Genomic DNA, 18,104 nt, shown 5'->3' with positions numbered 1-18,104 from the left:
TAAGAAACCTTCCATATGAAAATTAAAAGAGCTTTAATATCAGTATACGATAAGACAAATATAATTGAACTTGCATCGTTTTTGATGCAGCAACAAATAGAAATTCTCTCAACAGGGAATACTTATAAAGTGCTATCAGATGCGGGAATAAAAACGCAAGAAGTTTCAGATTACACACAATTTCCAGAAATACTAGATGGCAGAGTGAAAACTTTACATCCTAAAATTCATGGAGGAATACTCTGTGATCGAAAAAGGCACGAAAAGGAAATGCAGAATCTAGAAATTAAGCCGATAGATCTGCTTATAACTAACTTATATCCATTTTGGAAAACGGTTAATAGCAACTCAAGTGAGAAGCAAATCATAGAACAAATAGATATAGGTGGAGTAGCATTAATTAGAGCTACAGCAAAAAACTTTCATTTCACTTCAGTGATTTCTAGCATTCAAGATTACGAAACACTGAAAGCTGAGATGATCAAAAATAACAATCAGACAACATTAGAATATAGAAAACATCTAGCAACTAAAGCATTTGCTCTGACTGCACAGTATGATTCTAATATTTACAATTGGTTTTTATCACAGGGTAAAAGCAATGAGTTACCAGAGTTTTTTACTTTATATGGATGTAAAGCACAAGGACTCAGGTATGGTGAAAATCCTCATCAAAAAGCTGCATTTTATAGCAATCAATTTAGCAAGTATCCACTGGAGAAAATACATGGAAAAGAGTTGAGCTATAATAATATAGTCGACATAGAGTCTTCACTTAACATAATTTCTGAGTTTCAAGAACCTGCAGCAGTGATAATAAAGCACAATAATCCATGTGGCGCTGCTGTTAGTGATAGTGCTTTAAAAGCATATGAAAAAGCTCTATCATGTGATGAAATAAGCAGTTTTGGTGGAATAGTTGCTTTCAATCGGGAGATAGATTTAAAGCTAGCAGAGAAATTAAACGAGATATTTTTGGAAGTGGTGATAGCACCATCGGTAAACAATGAGGCACTAAAAATTTTACAAAAAAAGAAAAATTTAAGAGTGATTATTCATCAATCTCTTCAGCAAAATGCAAAATATCAAATCAAAAATGTTGTTGGCGGGTTCTTAGTGCAAGAAAATAATAACCATACAGTAAAAGTAGAAGAAATAAACCGAGTGACAGAATGCACTACAACAAAAAAAGAGAAGGAAGATCTTATTTTTGCTTGGAAAATATGTAAACATGTAAAATCCAATGCAATAGTGATAGCAAAAGACGGTTGTGCTATTGGCATCGGTGCAGGACAAACAAGCAGAATAGATAGTGTGAATATTGCAGTAAAAAAAGCAGGTGAAAAATGTAAAGGCGCAGCGCTTGCTTCAGATGCATTTTTTCCATTTCCAGATAGTATAGTAGAGAGTGCAAAGCATGGAATTACAGCTATAATTCAGCCAGGTGGCTCATTGAAAGATCAAGACGTGATAGCAGCTGCAAATGAGAATAAAATTGCCATGTTTTTCACTGATGTTCGTAACTTTCTCCATTAAGCTTTGTATCCTGTCAAAATTATACCCACACAGGGCTTTGTTGCATAGCAGCTTATAGGTTTGAAAATTGTAGTAAATTGATGTAGTTACTTTAAACTCAACTATACCTATCTGTAATTGTAAGCTGTACTCTTGAGCTCCTGATGCGATTATAGCAAATCCTAAAATGCCTTGCTGTTTTTCCTTATAGACATTCAGCTTACCTTGTATATTAGTCTATCTGGATGATATTTTACTTTTTCTAGAATATAATAATTCCCTAGAAATTACCCTACTCAATTCTATTGTACCTTGTTTAACATTGAAACATGAGTCTGGAATCTAGAAATTTTTTAAGAACAAAAGTTATTCTAAGTTTTTGTTGGTAAGAAAGACTGGATTCCAGTGGGCTTTGTTGCATAGCTCAGATAAAAAGAACTGGAAGTTACTGACGAAATTCACTATAAAACAGGCATTTAACCTACGAAAGAAAAATATGCCAACTAAAATGAAGGTCAGTAACTGCCATGGATATAACAGATTTCTACAAGAAAGAGGAAATATTTTTCATTTTATTAATGAGGCAATAGAAAGTTGGTACGAAAATAGCCCCAAAATGCGAGGTGGAAATTATATTTATAGTAATAAAGTTGTGATTTTAGTGCATATGTCGCTAGTCTCTTTAGAATTGGCTTAAGACAAACGGTAGGGTTTATAAAAGGATATTTGCAGCAAGTAGTTAGCAGTCATTAGCTATTCGCAGGCTTCAAGAAGGTTTCAATATTAAGATCAATGATTGCAGAGTTGATAAAAACAATATGGAAGATATTGAAATTGCCATAGACAGTACAAGTATCAGATAATACCCCTGGTCACAGTAAGGAAAATAGCGAAGTATCGCAGTTATAAACAGGTAAGAAAGCTACACGTAATATTGAGTATAAATAGTAAAAAAGCTATAGCTGCACAATATAGCAATGGTGCCTACTCCGACCATTATAGTGCTTGTGACTTGCTCAGCTTTCAGCATGCTATAAAAGCATTATATGCAGACAGAGCCTATCAAGCTTTATAAATTGTGCAAAAAATATGATATAAAGACAAAAATTTTACCGAAAAATCGTGCAGCGGAGCATACAAAATTGGATTATATGGCTGAAAGGAATGTTGCCATTAGATTATGTGGTAAAGACGGTGTGAAAGAGTGGAAGGAGGAAGCGGTTTATGGAAAAAGGTCATATATTGAAGGATTTTTTTCAAGATTAAAGCAAATATTTGGGTTTAGTTTTAGAAATAGATCTGAAGTAAATCGAGAAAAAGAGTTGCTAATAAAATGTTACTTACTCAATAAATTTACTGATATTGGCATGGCTAAATTTGAGGTAGTTTCATGAATTTTTTATGCTTTACCCACTATCCGATAAGCGATGCAACAAAGCTATCCCAGTGTCAGCTACCATACGCGTCAAGTTAAGAGATTGTGAGCAAATTTAGAGAGGTTAAAGTGGATACTCTAGCCCTTCTACGTTTGTCTTTTAATGAAAATAGCGACCAAGTTATAGTGAGTTTTTTAAGAAATGCTTTTAAACTATTAATTTTGGTTAATACTAAAAATAACTCTCTAACCCGCCTTTTTAGCTCAATAAATGCCTTTGTTAAGCTAAGTTCTGTATTCTTTTTCACTTCTGTGCAACCAACTATGCCGTGAAATATAAGAATTGCGCACAATTTAGCATATAGTTCACATAATACTCTGCATGGCTTTCCTTTTAGCTTATCAAGCCTGATATGGCTTTTATACAATTTAAATAATAACTCAATTTGCCACCTTACTCTGTAAATCGTTAATACTTGCTCAGCACTAATTTTATTTTCTGGAACATTAGTTATAAATATTGACCAGTTCAACAATTTTTGATTTCTTTTAGAGGATGTATATCCCTGCGATCTTGCTAATCTATTAGCTTTCCTTCTTCTGGCCATAGACTGTTCTTCAGTTAGTTTCTGACATATAATTCTTACTCTAATTTTTGCTTCTTTTCCTAACAATACCTCGTTTTCTAAAAATAACTTATCCTCTAAACATTCTAATAACTCCATTTTTTGATTTGTTTCTACATCATATATGTTGGTATCAGATTTATAACGACTTATGAAATAAGCTCCTATTTCATTGATTTGTTTAAAAGAACTTGGCACAAAATAACCGAGATCAGATATTAGCAAATCATTGCTTAATATATTACTTAAATGTTTCCTATATCCCTGGTCTGATCTTACCCCCTCCGTTAAATTAAGTTGGTCTATTATCTGATTCATGTAGTCGAAAACTAATTGTAACTTTATTCCAGACTTAGTATTGCTTTCATAGCCACTGTAGCTAGTACCATAACCTTTATACATCTCTTCCATACTGTTAGGTAGAGTAATATAGCTACTGTCCAATAATTTAACACTATTAAATTGCTGTAAGATTTTGCAATCAACTTGCAAGATATTTTTAAAGAGAATCACAGATTCATTATACATCCTTTTCATAAATTCCACTGCTTCTTCAGTAAATCTAAAATCCAAACCTTGTTTTGTTATATCTATCGAGTCCTCGTTTAGTAATTGACACATTGTTTCTACGCTACAATTATCAACTCCTATATTACCCAAGACCATGGCTTTTACGAATGATGAACCTTTTAGCTTTCTCTTTCTTTTTATAAACCTTGTTGTAATTGAGATTTTCTCTGCTTTTTCATTAAAAAATTCTTTGAGCTTTTTTGATAAGCAAGTTATTTTATTCATTGGTTCTCTCACTAAAAGTATATCTGGGAGAACTTATACCTTATTATTCTATCTCTTTCATACCTTTATTTCCTTAACTTGACGCGTATGCTTGGCACATCATTAACAGTACGGAAGTTATTCACTAAACCTTTAAGACCATCTTTATGACTGTTACTAATGCTATTTATTGCTGCAATATTGGCATTCTTTCTCGTATCAAGTAGCGATAAATTTGTTGTTCCTTTTTCATCAATTCTCTTTAATAACTGCTTCTCTGATTCAGAGATCACTGCTAAAGAACTAGCTTTTTTATTATCCAGATCAGTTAAGTGTTTTTTTGCACTATCAAGAAGTTCTTTTAGCTTACCATCTGTCATCTGTACAATTTCAGAAACTGCACTTTTGTCGATTATTGATTCCAATGCTTTAGCAAGATATGCTAATTGATCTGGTGTACTGTTTTCTGCTAAATCCTTAAGCCTCTTTTGTAGTGCATCAATTATTTCTTTTACTTTAGTCATTTGCGCAATATCAGAAATAGCTTTTTTATCTGCTATCAATTCCAGCGATTTTGCAAGATATGCCAGTTGATCAGGTGTGCTATTTGCTGCTAAATCCTTTATCCTTTGGTATATTGCTTCTTTCATTTCCAAAAATTTAAAAAAGTCTCAAAATTAAACCGCTCAAAATTACTCTTAAGTTGATTATGCTCATCTTCTCTTTCGTTAATATCTTCATCTATTTTCTTAATTGTGGTACGGATACGAACAACATCCTGCACAGCAATATTTTCTGGATGTGGTAGTGGATACCCTCTGCTTGTTTTATCATCTGACATTCTGCTAAGTGATAATGATTCGTAGATTTTTGACTTTAGGGCGATAAACAACCGTTCCATTCAAAGCTAATTTTACCCTTGTCTCATTACCATTAAAGTTTGTTAGCACATGAGTTCTCTCTACCCAGTTTTCCCCTATTGGTTTTCCTGATGTTAAATTTACTAATTGCCAATCCACGTTTTTTTGCACATACGCTTTAACATCTGCAGTGCCAGGTATCAGCGCATCATATGTTATGGTAATCTTAGTGTTAGCTCCTGCTGTAATGCTTCTAGTTACATAATCTGCACTCTTAGAAAGATTACCCATAACTAGCTGTAACCCAGGATATAGCACTGGACTTTTCTCTCGCCCTCCTTTTAGGCTTGCTTTTACCGTTAATTCCCCATTTATTCTTTCACGCAGTGCAAGCGGCAAATTATCAGACAAAAAGTTTTCTCTTCCCTCTTCATCTGTTAAGATAAATTCTACATTGGTATCAAATGCTACTTTTTCGACGTTTGTCAAAACAATTAAATCTGAAGTATTGGTTGCTGTAACTTTGCCAAGATCAATAACATGAGAATTTTCGCTAAATTTTGCAGCTAGTAGTCGAAACGTTAAATCTAAATTTTGATGTGGAGTCCAGGTACTTGCATTGCTAGATGAAAGTAATACTCCTACTTGATATGGCTGACTTGTTACCCAACGGCTATTTACTGCATCATATTTGCCAAGTTCTGCTATTTTGACTGCAGTACCCTGATCATCAGTAAGCAGTACTATTGCATACTCCTCTCCTGCATGGCAAAACACTGGTGGCCATTCTATACGTGTTGCTGTGCCATCTACTTTTATATCTTTCGGCTCAATATAACTTTCAGCAATGACAGTCTACGAGGGCATTCCCACTGCTGTTTCTCTAATCTGCACAACAACACGTTTTTTGCTGCTATTTACGAACCATAGCTCCACGCCTCCTATGTGTCTGCTCTCATTTAGCGTAAATGTTTGGGCTAAAGGATCAAATCGTCTTGCTGCGATCACTCTTCTTCTTTCCTCTATGGTAATTGTTTTTTTACCAGTATACGTTGCTTCTCCATAACTTCCTTTATCACCGAAGAACTGCACTAACTTAGTCCCAGCAGGAATGTTTCTTGGTACAGTAAATCTTCCTTTTATTTTTCCTCTGTTATCAGCAATAAATGTTGCGATCATGTTTTTCTTTCAAATATTTTCTATGCTTGAGGTTGAATGCTTATGCCATCAAATTTTACTTCCTTAAGCTTTTCACCAGTTGCAAAACCTTCAATCTCAAAATTTTGAGTTGCTTCTCGCATAAATTCAGTTTCGTATGAGGTACTTGACAGCAGCTCTGTTGTTTCTTTAACATTAAACACTCTGGTTACTGGACTTTTCCAATTCGTGGTAACCTCCGTCCAGTGATCTATATTTTTATTTAGAGTAATTTGTGCCGGGACTGGATCAAAAGCTTGATATGGATTGATCTTTTCTCCTTTAGTCTGTAAAAGCTGCTCCAGTACCGGTTCAAGTTCATATGGCAACAAATAAGTTTTTTCTCCTCCATCAATATCAGCAATCGTTACATCTATTGGTAAAATTAGTTCCTTATTTACTATTGCTGCAGACTGCAAAATTCCTTGATCGCGCATATCATCATCAAAGAATGAATCAACAAATACTCCTTTTTTGGTGGTAGGTTCTCTTGAATTTGCATCATTGCGTAGACGTTCCTCTGCAACCAGCGCATAAAGATCATTTATTCCTTTTTTCATTGCTTCAAGCTCATTCATCGGTACAGCATGAATAGCATTATTCACTATTTTTACCCCTTCGCCTTTTTTCCACGTCTGATGAATGTAGCAGAGCAAAAGTTGTCCACTAGGCGCTCTAGGCATTGATGGTCGCCAAGGGTGAGAAATTCCTTTTATTCTTCTTACCACTCCTTTGCTATCGATAGTAATTAAATCATAGCGGGGCATTTTCCAGGTGTAATCAATCAGAACCAAGCTGTTATCAACTGCTCCTTTTACTTTGCATCCCTGTTCACTTATATCTTCAGGGCTTACATGAGTACGACAGCGGTAGGTTATTTGATAACTACTTCCAGGAGCTGGTTCTTTACCTGGTAATGACCAATCAACATTTCCTGCATTTAACTTATAGTCTATACTATTTTCATAAATAACATTGCCTTGTTTAACTTGAATAATCTCAAGTACTGCAGAGTCAGGTATCGGATCAACAGCTCCTGAATATGAACCGTGAGTCACAGTAATGGTTTTTTGAATAGTGATATCTACTTTTTTAATTTCACTTATTGGAAAATCATTAACCTTCAGTTCCATTACTCTTTGGCTATTTGGCTGAAAAGTATGTGGTTCTGATTCAACTGATTTTATATCCGGATCTTCATCAAAAGAAACACGAATACTGTGAGGAAGTTCAATCTCATAGCCATCAACATGAGCTTTGCCCTCATTAATCACAAATATTTTTTTTCCTCCTTCTCCCTCTTCCTTTTGCAGGAACATTACTTCAAGACCATTTACGACGTAGGAACCATTTGCTTCTTTGTCATAACGAGCAAGAGCAGTAGTTACTATGTTTGCTTGTGGAGGTGGTGAATGTTCTATTAATACTCCATTTTCAATGTTATAGATTGGATAAAACTCTCCTTCAGAAAAACGTGGAGAAAGACCTTCTGCTTGATAACCCCAAATGGTGGAAACTTTAAGCCTTGCAGCTCCTACTTCCTGATAGTTTCTTGTACCAATAGCAGGATCACGAAGGTTTTCATCCTCAAGTTCTGTAATCGTAGATTCTACATAATAAACACCTATGCGAACTGTGGTACTCAGTGGAATAACAAATTCTTCTTTTTCAACTTTTCTAACTGCACCGCGCAGATAGATTTTTCCTCCCTCAAGTGTAGCTTTACCAGTTTTTGCATCTATAATACAATTGCTTCCCGTTATAACATCACCATCACGAAATATTGCATCACCTATGCCTTTAAGCTTAGAAAGAGCATACTCCTGAGTCTCATTTAATTCTGCAGACTGTAGACCTCTTCCTGCAAGGAACAAACTTTTTTCGTACTCTTTGTCAGGATTAAAGCGGTTATAATAGGCGTTTAAAGTCATTTTATTCTAAAAGGTTACAACAAATGAAAAAGTTTCCCGAGTTGCAGATGTTCTGATAAGTGGTACAGTGTGTTCTAAAACTAATAAGATCCCTGGGTCTTCTATATCTTGTGGTTCAAAATACCTCTGTCCTATAGGTAATTCTTCTTTTACTTTAGTACCAACCATAACCCCTAATTCCCGTATAACTTGATTTGCTGCGTTTGTGAAATCGAAAGTAAATTTGAGATAGAGATTATTAGTTGGTACATTTGAGGGCCTAAACCTTCCAGATGGAGTTACAACATTTTTTGAATTTATCAACAATCATAAAAGTAGGAGTGTTAGTATGACAACTATTGAGGAGAACTGTCGTAGAGAAATTTTAGAGATAATAAGATTATGTAATGTATCAAAGATGCCAGAAAAGATAGGAGAATTTATTGAGCAAAGCGTAAGTGTTGAGCAAGCAAGGGAGGTTTTGATGGAATTACTTGCAGAAAGAACGAAGAAGACAGAGATACTGAGTGCAGTACCACAGAATTCGCAGGAAGATTTGATGACACAGGTAGCAAGAAGTCGTAGGAGTTAAAGTATTTTTATAACCGCCGTATATGCTCTGCGGTAAATAAGTGTCCAAAATGCGCCATAATGGCTAATTATAAGGTAATAACCGCGGTGTATAGCAATTGTAAACGCGGCGGTAAAAAAATAAAAAAAGGAGAGAAAAAGACATGATAAGTATAACTGAAGGAAATAATTTAGGCGATCTTCTGAAATATGAAGTGTCCAACCTATATTCAAGAGATCAAATAACAGTAGCTAAAGGTCAAAATCTTAAGCTTGGTGCAGTAGTTGCCAAAAAGACGGAAGATGGTTTTATTAGAGTACTTAATCCTGTTGGAACAGATGGCACACAAACAGCAATAGGTGCAATAGTAAGTGATGTAAATGCGACAGAAAATGCCAAAGCAGTAATTATTACTCGTGGTGCAATACTAGCAGATCATGCAGTTGTGTGGCCAGCAAATATCACTGAAGAACAGAAAGCTGAAGCAATAAAGCAACTTGAAGCACGAGGGATCATTATCCGCAAGGGAGTTTAACTAAAATTAATAAGGAGAAAAAGAATGCAAAATCCATTTACAAATACAGCATTTAGCATGACAGCGCTAACAAATGCGATAAATATATTGCCGATAAATTATGGACGAGTTGAAAATCTAAATTTATTTCCAACTAGGTCAGTAAGATTTAGACATATTACCATAGAAGAACACAACGGAGTTTTAAGTTTATTACCAACACAAGTTCCAGGAGCACCAGCAACAGTGGGAAAACGAGGAAAACGGAAAATAAGAACATTTACGATTCCACATATTCCTCACGATGATGTAGTGTTACCAGAGGAAGTACAGGGAATAAGGGCATTTGGATCAGAGAGTGAACTTAAAGCGCTGGCAGACGTAATAACTGACCATTTACAGCTAATGAGAAACAAGCACGCAATAACATTAGAGCATTTGCGAATGGGAGCGCTGAAGGGAATAATTTTAGATGCTGATGGGTCAGAATTATTAAATCTGTACAACGAATTTGAAATCACACCAAAAGTAGTAAATTTTGCACTAGGAACTGCAACAACTGATGTAAAGCGTAAGTGTCTGGAAGTACTCCGGCATATAGAAGATAACTTAAGTGGTGAATATATGACAGGAGTACATGCCTTGGTAAGCCCTGAATTTTTTGATGCATTAACTTCGCATAGTAAAGTGAAAGAAGCATATGAAAGATGGCAAGAAGGAGCAGCGCTAAGGAATGATATGAGATCAGGATTTACGTTTTGTGGAATCACGTTTGAGGAATATAGAGGGCAAGCAACTGATCCTGAGGGAAATGTAAGAAGGTTTATAGAAAGAGAAAGTGGAAACTGTTTTCCACTAGGAACAGCAAGTACATTTACGACATATTTTGCACCAGCAGACTTTAATGAGACAGTAAATACACTAGGAAAACCACTCTATGCAAAACAAGAGCCAAGAAGATTTGATAGAGGGACCGATTTACATACACAGTCAAATCCTCTGCCAATGTGCCATAGGCCTGGCGTATTAGTAAAAGTCGCTATAGCATAACATACTGGTAGAGTAATTACAAGTTGGTGAGGCACAGAACGACTCTACCGGTATGCGCTTTCTTAGCATGTAAAGGTTAGTATATCAAAAAGAAATATGCAAGAGAATATTAAGCGATTATTGGAGGATTGTTTTAAGCATTTAGGAGTGGAAGCCACATATTGTAATAAAAATAAGGAGGGCATTCGTAGAATAAAAGTGCTAATTAAACGTCCTGAGACTACGTACTCTTTAGGTGCAGGTGGAGAATTAACTCAGCAAATTGCTTCTATAGAAATACGTGATCAGGACGTTACTTCCTTTAGCATAGGCGATTATATCAAGATTGAAAAAAGGTTCTACAAGATTTTTGAACCACCGTTAAAAGATTCTTCGAGTGAAATATGGAAAATTGAAGCAATAGAAAGTGTTTGATATTAAAATTAGTAACAATATTAATGAAATAGTCTACAATATTGACGAAAAAGAGCAGAAAGTAAAACTGGCAGCTATAAAAGCACTAAATAGAACAGCACTATGGCTAAAATTGAAGACAGCAAAAGAAATTAGTGAGGAAAAGAAGATAAAATTAAGTTTGATAAGAAAGAGATTAAGAATTTTTAAAGCAAAAACAAGCAGATTAGAAGTGTTAATTAGAGCAAATCTCTACGACATTAGAGCATCGACAATTGGCAAAATACAAAAAACAAGAAGAGGATCGAAAGTAGGAAAGCATGAGTTTATAGGAGGATTTGCAGCAGTTATGCCAAAAGGAAATAGCGGTATGTTTAAACGTGAAGGAAGAGCAGCATTGCCAATAAAGGAAGTTAAATTGTCACTCGAACCTGAGGCTTCAAGGATAATAGGGAATCTTGTTAATTATGAGGTTGAGGAAGTGTTTAAAAAGTTCTTTGAACGTGATATTACAAGAAATGTATGAATTTTAAAGATTTGCATAATGCAATCTGCACTACGCTGAAGAGAGAAATATCGTCTATACAGACATGTGAAATTTATCCAGCAATAAGGAAAGAATTAGTAGCGCCAGCGTTATTTGTAGAGCTTGTGAGTTTAGAATCGGGAAAAGATCCAGGGACAGAAGAATTAGCGCTGAGAGCAAGATTTGAGGCAAGGATTGTAGTTGATGGAACAGTCGAGGATTCCTCGTTAGTTGTAAGGTCATTAGCAGCAGAAGTAGCAAGAGTAGTGAACAAGAATACCTGGGAAAAGAATGTATCTCCGGCTGAATTTCTTTCTGCAGAGCCAGATGGATTGAGACCCGAATTAGATGCATATTTGGTGTGGATGGTTGATTGGAGTCATCAGCTTCATTTAGGTAAATCAGTATGGGAAGAGGGGAAAATTAAACCACATAAAATAGCAGTGGGAGAAATGCATGTTGGAAAATAATTTTGCCATTGCAGAGTTACAGAGAAAAGTAGCGAATATCATTCGTATAGGAGTTGTAAAAGAAATAGATTATGAAAAAGCAAAAGTAAGAGTGAAAATAGGAGAATTTATAACAGATTGGTTGCCGTGGATAACGAGTAAAGCAGGAAAAGATAGAGATTGGTCTCCACCAGATATCGATGAACAGGTTATGGTATTTTCTCCTCTTGGTGAACTATCATTAGGAGTGGTATTAGGAGGAATATATCAGGAAAAATACTCTGCACCAGAGAATAAAAAAGAAATAAATAGTATGAAGTTTCAAGATGGAACAAGATTGTTATATGATAAGGAAAAACATTATTTAGAGATTGAAGTAGTAGACAAAATAACACTGAAAGCTGGGGGATCAAGTATAGAAATGACAAAAAGTGGAATAAAACTGAAAGCAGAAAGGATCGACTTAAATTGAACAAAGGAATAGTGAGGTTAGGAGACTACTGTGGAGAAGCTATACCACATTTCTGCATTAGCGGAAGTAATAATGTTTTTGTAAACGGTAAGTCAATATGTAGACAAGGAGACAGTTTTAGTGAAGGAAGAGCATTAACTGAAGGATCAAAAACAGTGTTTGCAAATGGTCTTAGTGTAGGAAGAGTAGGAGATATAGTTTCATGTGGGTTTAAAGTAATAAAAGGCAGTGAAAGCGTCTTTGCAAAATAGAAATGAAGGTATGGATGCTAAAACAGGAAAAGCGTTAGAAGGAATAGAGCACTTAAAGCAGTCGATAATTGATATACTGACCACTCCTATTAACAGTAGAGTAATGAGAAGAGATTATGGTTCTCGATTATTTGAATTAGTAGATAAGCCAATAAATAGAGATTTAACTTTGGAAATCTATGCAGCAACAGCAGAAGCACTGGGGAAATTTGAGAAGAGATTTAAGTTAGAAAAAGTAAAAGTTGAAGGAGTAAAAGAAGGGAGGGTAACATTGAATTTAGAAGGTGTCTATCTTTCAGAAGGTAAGTTCATAAATATTAATGGAGTAGTTGTTTAAAAATGCAGCAGCCAAATATTATCGAACCACTGAACTTTGAAGAGATTTTTTCTCGGATGAAGGAAGAGTTAGTAAATAGAGATGAAACCTTTTCAGCATTAGTAGAAAGTGATCCAGCGATAAAGATTCTGGAGGTAGCAGCATGGAGGGAATTGTTACTAAGACAAAGAATAAATGAAGCAGTAAAGAGCAATTTACTAAAATTTGCAACGGGAGAAGATCTTGATAATTTAGCTGAGTTTTATGGAGTGGAGAGGCAGAAAGAAGAAGAGGACGAACGATTTAGAAAAAGAATCAAAGCAAAAATAAAGGGGTGGTCAACAGGAGGAAGTAAGGAATATTATAGATATCATGCACTGTCAGCAGATAAAAGAGTAAAGGATGCGCTGGTTGAGTCAAAAGTGCCAGGAAGTGTAGAGATCTCAATTTTATCCACAGAGTTATCCACAGTGCCAGAAGACCTACTTGAAATTGTAAAAAAGCAGGTTACCAGAGATGATATAAGGGTTTTAACAGATACGATAACAGTAATTGGTTGCAATATTACGGAAATAGATATTCACAGCAGAATGAGTATAAGTCCTATAATATCAAAGGAGGAAATCAAGAAGCAGTTTATTAAGAAGTTTGAAGCAAATAGAAGGCTGGGATGGAATGTTACAAGATCTTGGATAATAGCAAATTTGTTTGTAGAGGTGTAGAAAACGTAGAATTAATCGAGCCAAGAGAGGATGTTGTGGTTCTGGGGAATGAGTGTGCAGTGCTTGGCTACGTCAAGTTAGATAGGATTTAAAACGTATTTTTTTTGTTTTGTGCCAGTGAGGGGATTGCGTGCAATAAGTGGTTTACTGGATCCAATGTTAGGGAGAGGAAAGTATTGATTTTCTTCCAGAAGTTGTAATTTGTTTTTTAAAGTATGGATAATATGGTCAAATATTAAGGAAAGTGTTTTTGATATTAAGAACATCTTTATTTTTCTGGAATGACCTCTTGCTTACTCATAAGCTACCTAAATAAAGGGAATTAAAGCAACTTGAAAGAAAAGACAAATGAAAAGTTTATTACCGCCAAACGCAACAAAGCAAGAGCAAGCACTGGTTGATGCAACAGATTATAAGGTTGATCCGAGCTGTATCAGAGGATTTAAGTTTAGTCTTAAAGAAGAAACATTGCCTTGGATAATAGAAGAATATGGTTTAGAAGAAATACTGCGCTGGGTAAAAGATAGAAGAAAAGCCGTAATAGAAGGAGTAAAATTTCAAAGACTGAGAGGAACTCCAGCATCACTAAAAATAGCACTAAAATGGGCAAATATAGAAGATATTACAATCATCGAAGAACCACCTGGTAAACACTTCTTTGAATTATAAATAGGAATAAAAGATGTTCCAAATGACTTTTTTGTAGATGCAGTAGTAGAACTTGCAAAACTATCATTACCAGCAAGATCAAGGCTAATGAGGATTTTTAATGACTACTATAACGTTGATAGGTTTATATTAGATGAAAGTATATTCGGCAGCTTATTATCAGACTATTCAGGTAGAAAAGTTGAAAAAAATGGGCCAGTGTTATCGTTTGGAAGAATAAATTTTTTCAGTTCTAGAGGTCCGTTAGTAGAGATTGTAGACAACTATTTAAGAGAGCATTATGAACAAGCATTTAGTAATGACATATATCGATTAGATGTAGCAGTACTTGGAGAAACAGAGGCTCATACAAAGGATTACAAAGGCATCTATGAAAGAGATCATTTGTGGTACAACTTAAAAGCGCTATATCCGCTACCACAGAGCTTATTACCGGCAATTAAGTTTGCGAAAGCGCAAGTTATATTATCGGACAGTTGGAACTTAGGAGAAACAAATGCGTGCTTTCCGGTTGGTAGCATAGAAGAAGAAGGAAATAAATTTGTATTGGGAAACGATAAACTTTCAGGGCAACGTTGGAATTTAAAACACAAGCCAATTTTAGAAAGGTTTAGCGTTACTCACCACTACAAAATAGAAAACTATACAGATCAGAAGATTACAAAATATGGTTTAGCAGAACACAACGTTTACTATAAAAATGATTTGGATTCAGAGCAAAAAGACTCAATACACGAATTAGAAAAGCACATTTTAGTATTTTATCCAGGAGTACTGAAGTGGCACGAACATCGACATTTGCACAGAAGTTGGAAAAATAGTCAAGCAATGTGTATAATAAGTTAAATACTTATATTTAGATCCTCATATATTATATTAATAATAGGTAAAAGTGTATGAAATAAAAAGAAAAAGACTTGCTTTCTCATGCTAAAAAGGACATGACTTGAATAGCAGCAGGTAAATATAAGAAATTTGTCTGGCGCTAGAAAAGCTAATTTTGTGAGGTATGAAATGAGTTTTAGCAAGAGTAAGTTTTTTAAAGAAGTATCAAGTAAAGATATTAATAGAAAAAATGAAGAAGGAGAGACGATATTGCACCAAGCAGCGGAAATCTCCGATTACAAAACAGTGAGATTATTAATAAAAAAGGGGGCAGAGGTAAATGCAAGAGATAAAAAGGGTTATACACCACTACACTGTGCAGTATTTGCGAAAAGCTTAGAAAATGTAAAAGTGCTGCTAAGGTCGGGAGCAGAAGTAAATGCCACTCAATATGTCAGTGGATGTACGCCACTCCACTCTGCGTGCAAAGGAGCAGGAGTTGAAATAATAAAAGAGCTAGTAAAGGCCGGAGCTGAGGTTAATCAACTGAATAAATATGGTGCAACACCAATGTATTACATTTGGGAAAGTGAAAAGTATTGTTCATGGAATAGAGAAGAGAATGAAAAGGCGAGTAAATTTCTGAGAGAACAAGGAGGAATAACAAGAAGTAGAGAACTGACATGCTATGGAATAGAGAGGCTAGTGGGAGAAATAGCAGACATGTTGAATGGGAGCTACATGCCGGAGCTAAAAATAATAGAGATAGGAGAAATAAGGAAGAGAGACAAATCGCTAATAAAGGAAGAATGTAAAAATTTAGCAAGCAAGATAATGAGCCAAGTGAACGAAATGATAGATGAGGTAGCGAAAAGGAAGGTTTAAAAGAGGGATTTAAATTTAAAGAAAAGGTGAGGTGGATTATGTTAAAGCTTGGCAAATTTAATAAATCAGCAAAAGAATTATTAGAGAACTCATATAAAAATATTTATGCAAGAGACGAGAATGGAAGAACAGCTCTGCATTATGCAATAAACGCAAAAACAGTGAGGGTATTAGTTGAAAAAGGAGTGAATGTATATGCAGCAGATGTAGGAGGATATACAGCACTGCACCTAGCGGTAACGGAGAAACGTCTAGAAATCGTGAGAGAATTGATAAAATCAGGAGCAGAAGTAAATGCTGAGGAATATGGAAATAAATGCATACCTCTACACCTTGCGTGCATGGTAGGTGAAAAAGAAATAGTGGAGGAGCTAGTAAAAGCAGGAGCAGAAATAGAGCAAGCAGATAAATTTGGAATGACAGGGATGGATTATGCGAAAAACAGCAAAGAGATAACTGAAATATTGAAGAAAGAAACAGACAGAATTGAAAAGTTATTTGAGAAATTATAAAAGGCTAAAAATATGGAGGAAGAAATAGCAAGAAAGGTAAAAGGTTTGGAGAAAAAAACATTGGAAGAGCTGAGGAAAATATGGAAGAAGGTATATGGAGAAGAAGCGCCTAGATACTCAAAGAAATATCTGATACCAAGATTAGCTTATAGAATGCAGGAAAAAGTATATGGAGAAATGTCAAGAAAAGGATTAAAAAGACTAGAGTATCTGGCAGATCGGCTAGAGAAGGGAAAAAGAATAAGTAGCGATAAATTACCAGTAGAAGGGACAGAATTAATACTAGAGAGAGGTGAAGAGACGCATGCGGTAATGGTAACAGATAAGGGTTTAATCTACAGAGAAGAGTTTTATACATCATTGTCAGCAGTAGCTGGAAAAATAATGGGAATGAGTTACAATGGGCCGCTCCTATTTGGTTTGCGTGATCAAAAGGGAAGTTGAAAATGCTGAAAGAGGTGAGATGCGCAATATATACAAGAAAATCAAATGAGGATGGACTAGAACAAAAGTTTAACAGTTTAGATGCGCAACGAGTAGCATGTGAGAAGTACATAAAGAGCAGAGAAGGCTGGGTAGCATCGGCCAAAAGGTATGATGATGGCGGATATTCAGGAAAGAATTTAGAAAGACCAGCGATAAAGGAATTATTTGAAGATGTTAAAGGAGGAGAAGTAGATTGTGTAGTAGTATATACTCTGGATAGGCTATCAAGGGAAACAAAAGACAGCATTGAAGTAACATCATTTTTTAGAAGACATCGAGTAAATTTTATAGCAGTAACGCAGATATTTGATAATAATACGCCAATGGGAAAGTTCGTACAAACCATACGCGTCAAGTTAAGGAAATAAAGGTATGAAAGAGATAGAATAATAAGGTATAAGTTCTCCCAGATATACTTTTAGTGAGAGAACCAATGAATAAAATAACTTGCTTATCAAAAAAGCTCAAAGAATTTTTTAATGAAAAAGCAGAGAAAATCTCAATTACAACAAGGTTTATAAAAAGAAAGAGAAAGCTAAAAGGTTCATCATTCGTAAAAGCCATGGTCTTGGGTAATATAGGAGTTGATAATTGTAGCGTAGAAACAATGTGTCAATTACTAAACGAGGACTCGATAGATATAACAAAACAAGGTTTGGATTTTAGATTTACTGAAGAAGCAGTGGAATTTATGAAAAGGATGTATAATGAATCTGTGATTCTCTTTAAAAATATCTTGCAAGTTGATTGCAAAATCTTACAGCAATTTAATAGTGTTAAATTATTGGACAGTAGCTATATTACTCTACCTAACAGTATGGAAGAGATGTATAAAGGTTATGGTACTAGCTACAGTGGCTATGAAAGCAATACTAAGTCTGGAATAAAGTTACAATTAGTTTTCGACTACATGAATCAGATAATAGACCAACTGTGCGACCCGAAGTTGCGATTTTGTGATGGTTAGATTCCATCTTCCCTAGACATCAGGGATAATGTATGTCTCACATTTTAAAGAATGGCAACCTTTAGGATGCAAGCATGAGATAAAAGCAGGTAATGCTAAACCTTATAGCAAACTCCTGCAAACAGAGTTAGATATGGTTACGAGAGAAACTTATGATTGAATTGTCGTTATATTGAATATGCGAAATTAAGGTTGTTTTACGCATAGACCAAAATGGTATGAAGCATACGAGGAATTAA

Annotated in this window: 15 protein-coding genes and 9 pseudogenes; 18 read left to right on the top strand and 6 right to left on the bottom strand. The window is 35.1% G+C overall.

The annotated features are described in order from the left end of the window. The first annotated feature begins 15 nt into the window (after positions 1-15). Positions 16-1,536, top strand: a complete 1,521-nt coding sequence (gene purH, locus M1L26_RS06095) for a bifunctional phosphoribosylaminoimidazolecarboxamide formyltransferase/IMP cyclohydrolase (protein WP_211908446.1) — start codon at positions 16-18, stop codon at positions 1,534-1,536. 475 nt (positions 1,537-2,011) lie between these two features. Further along, positions 2,012-2,909, top strand: a pseudogene (locus M1L26_RS06610) (IS5 family transposase). A gap of 76 nt (positions 2,910-2,985) precedes the next feature. On the opposite strand, the gene M1L26_RS06080 reads toward M1L26_RS06610, so the two are convergent. The 6 genes and pseudogenes from M1L26_RS06080 to M1L26_RS06500 form a co-directional block, all read right to left on the bottom strand. Then, on the bottom strand, positions 2,986-4,311 hold the full coding sequence (locus M1L26_RS06080) for an IS4 family transposase (RefSeq protein WP_250119932.1): 1,326 nt from the start codon (positions 4,309-4,311) through the stop codon (positions 2,986-2,988). 89 nt (positions 4,312-4,400) lie between these two features. Next, positions 4,401-4,940: pseudogene (locus M1L26_RS06075) on the bottom strand (hypothetical protein); the annotation flags it as partial. Further along, positions 4,937-5,131, bottom strand: a complete 195-nt coding sequence (locus M1L26_RS06070; protein WP_250120154.1) for a hypothetical protein — start codon at positions 5,129-5,131, stop codon at positions 4,937-4,939. The gene M1L26_RS06070 and the pseudogene M1L26_RS06075, both read right to left, overlap by 4 nt. Positions 5,132-5,135: 4 nt before the next feature. Continuing rightward, positions 5,136-6,329 (bottom strand): annotated as a pseudogene (locus tag M1L26_RS06065) (hypothetical protein). Positions 6,330-6,349: 20 nt separating this feature from the next. Next, on the bottom strand, positions 6,350-8,278 hold the full coding sequence (locus M1L26_RS06060; RefSeq protein ID WP_250120153.1) for a DUF4815 domain-containing protein: 1,929 nt from the start codon (positions 8,276-8,278) through the stop codon (positions 6,350-6,352). A gap of 6 nt (positions 8,279-8,284) precedes the next feature. After that, positions 8,285-8,563: pseudogene (locus M1L26_RS06500) on the bottom strand (hypothetical protein); the annotation flags it as partial. Positions 8,564-8,630: 67 nt separating this feature from the next. Between M1L26_RS06500 and M1L26_RS06050 the strand changes: the two are divergent. From M1L26_RS06050 to M1L26_RS05975, 16 genes and pseudogenes are all read left to right on the top strand, one after another. Then, positions 8,631-8,849 (top strand): annotated as a pseudogene (locus M1L26_RS06050) (S49 family peptidase); the annotation flags it as partial. 142 nt (positions 8,850-8,991) lie between these two features. Further along, positions 8,992-9,363: a head decoration protein gene (locus M1L26_RS06045; RefSeq protein ID WP_250120151.1), complete on the top strand. Its 372-nt coding sequence runs from the start codon at positions 8,992-8,994 to the stop codon at positions 9,361-9,363. 24 nt (positions 9,364-9,387) lie between these two features. Continuing rightward, entirely contained in the window at positions 9,388-10,392 is a 1,005-nt protein-coding gene (locus tag M1L26_RS06040) for a major capsid protein (RefSeq protein WP_250120150.1), read from the top strand. Positions 10,393-10,488: 96 nt separating this feature from the next. Continuing rightward, positions 10,489-10,806, top strand: coding sequence for a head-tail joining protein (locus tag M1L26_RS06035; RefSeq protein WP_250120149.1), 318 nt, complete (start codon positions 10,489-10,491; stop codon positions 10,804-10,806). A gap of 19 nt (positions 10,807-10,825) precedes the next feature. After that, on the top strand, positions 10,826-11,311 hold the full coding sequence (locus M1L26_RS06030; RefSeq protein ID WP_370107316.1) for a phage tail protein: 486 nt from the start codon (positions 10,826-10,828) through the stop codon (positions 11,309-11,311). Next, positions 11,308-11,781: a hypothetical protein gene (locus M1L26_RS06025; RefSeq protein WP_250120148.1), complete on the top strand. Its 474-nt coding sequence runs from the start codon at positions 11,308-11,310 to the stop codon at positions 11,779-11,781. Before M1L26_RS06030 ends, M1L26_RS06025 begins: the two co-directional genes overlap by 4 nt. After that, positions 11,768-12,232, top strand: a complete 465-nt coding sequence (locus M1L26_RS06020) for a phage baseplate assembly protein V (protein WP_250120147.1) — start codon at positions 11,768-11,770, stop codon at positions 12,230-12,232. The genes M1L26_RS06025 and M1L26_RS06020 overlap by 14 nt, the downstream gene beginning before the upstream one ends. Then, positions 12,229-12,483, top strand: coding sequence for a PAAR domain-containing protein (locus tag M1L26_RS06015; RefSeq protein WP_047759655.1), 255 nt, complete (start codon positions 12,229-12,231; stop codon positions 12,481-12,483). The genes M1L26_RS06020 and M1L26_RS06015 overlap by 4 nt, the downstream gene beginning before the upstream one ends. A 10-nt stretch (positions 12,484-12,493) precedes the next feature. Then, positions 12,494-12,820 (top strand): GPW/gp25 family protein, encoded by a 327-nt coding sequence (locus tag M1L26_RS06010; protein WP_250120439.1) that lies wholly within the window; start codon positions 12,494-12,496, stop codon positions 12,818-12,820. A gap of 2 nt (positions 12,821-12,822) precedes the next feature. Continuing rightward, positions 12,823-13,613: pseudogene (locus tag M1L26_RS06005) on the top strand (baseplate assembly protein). A gap of 256 nt (positions 13,614-13,869) precedes the next feature. After that, a pseudogene (locus tag M1L26_RS06000) lies at positions 13,870-15,036 on the top strand (phage tail protein). A 168-nt stretch (positions 15,037-15,204) separates the two neighbouring features. Further along, positions 15,205-15,900 carry an ankyrin repeat domain-containing protein gene (locus M1L26_RS05995; protein ID WP_250120146.1) on the top strand — a complete coding sequence of 232 codons (696 nt, stop codon included), beginning with the start codon at positions 15,205-15,207 and terminating at the stop codon, positions 15,898-15,900. 38 nt (positions 15,901-15,938) lie between these two features. Further along, entirely contained in the window at positions 15,939-16,412 is a 474-nt protein-coding gene (locus M1L26_RS05990) for an ankyrin repeat domain-containing protein (protein ID WP_250120145.1), read from the top strand. A gap of 12 nt (positions 16,413-16,424) precedes the next feature. Then, a complete protein-coding gene (locus M1L26_RS05985; protein WP_250120144.1) occupies positions 16,425-16,856 on the top strand; it encodes a DUF2924 domain-containing protein in 432 nt (143 codons plus the stop codon). A gap of 2 nt (positions 16,857-16,858) precedes the next feature. Further along, positions 16,859-17,245 (top strand): annotated as a pseudogene (locus M1L26_RS05980) (recombinase family protein); the annotation flags it as partial. A gap of 86 nt (positions 17,246-17,331) precedes the next feature. Next, positions 17,332-17,832 (top strand): annotated as a pseudogene (locus tag M1L26_RS05975) (transposase); the annotation flags it as partial. Between the last annotated feature and the right edge of the window lie 272 nt (positions 17,833-18,104).

It is taken from the genome of Wolbachia endosymbiont of Ostrinia scapulalis, from assembly GCF_023559145.1.
In the GTDB taxonomy this organism is placed as follows: Bacteria; Pseudomonadota; Alphaproteobacteria; order Rickettsiales; family Anaplasmataceae; genus Wolbachia.
The sequence above is the reverse complement of the archived record's forward strand: the minus strand, read 5'-3'. Positions and strand labels throughout refer to the sequence as shown.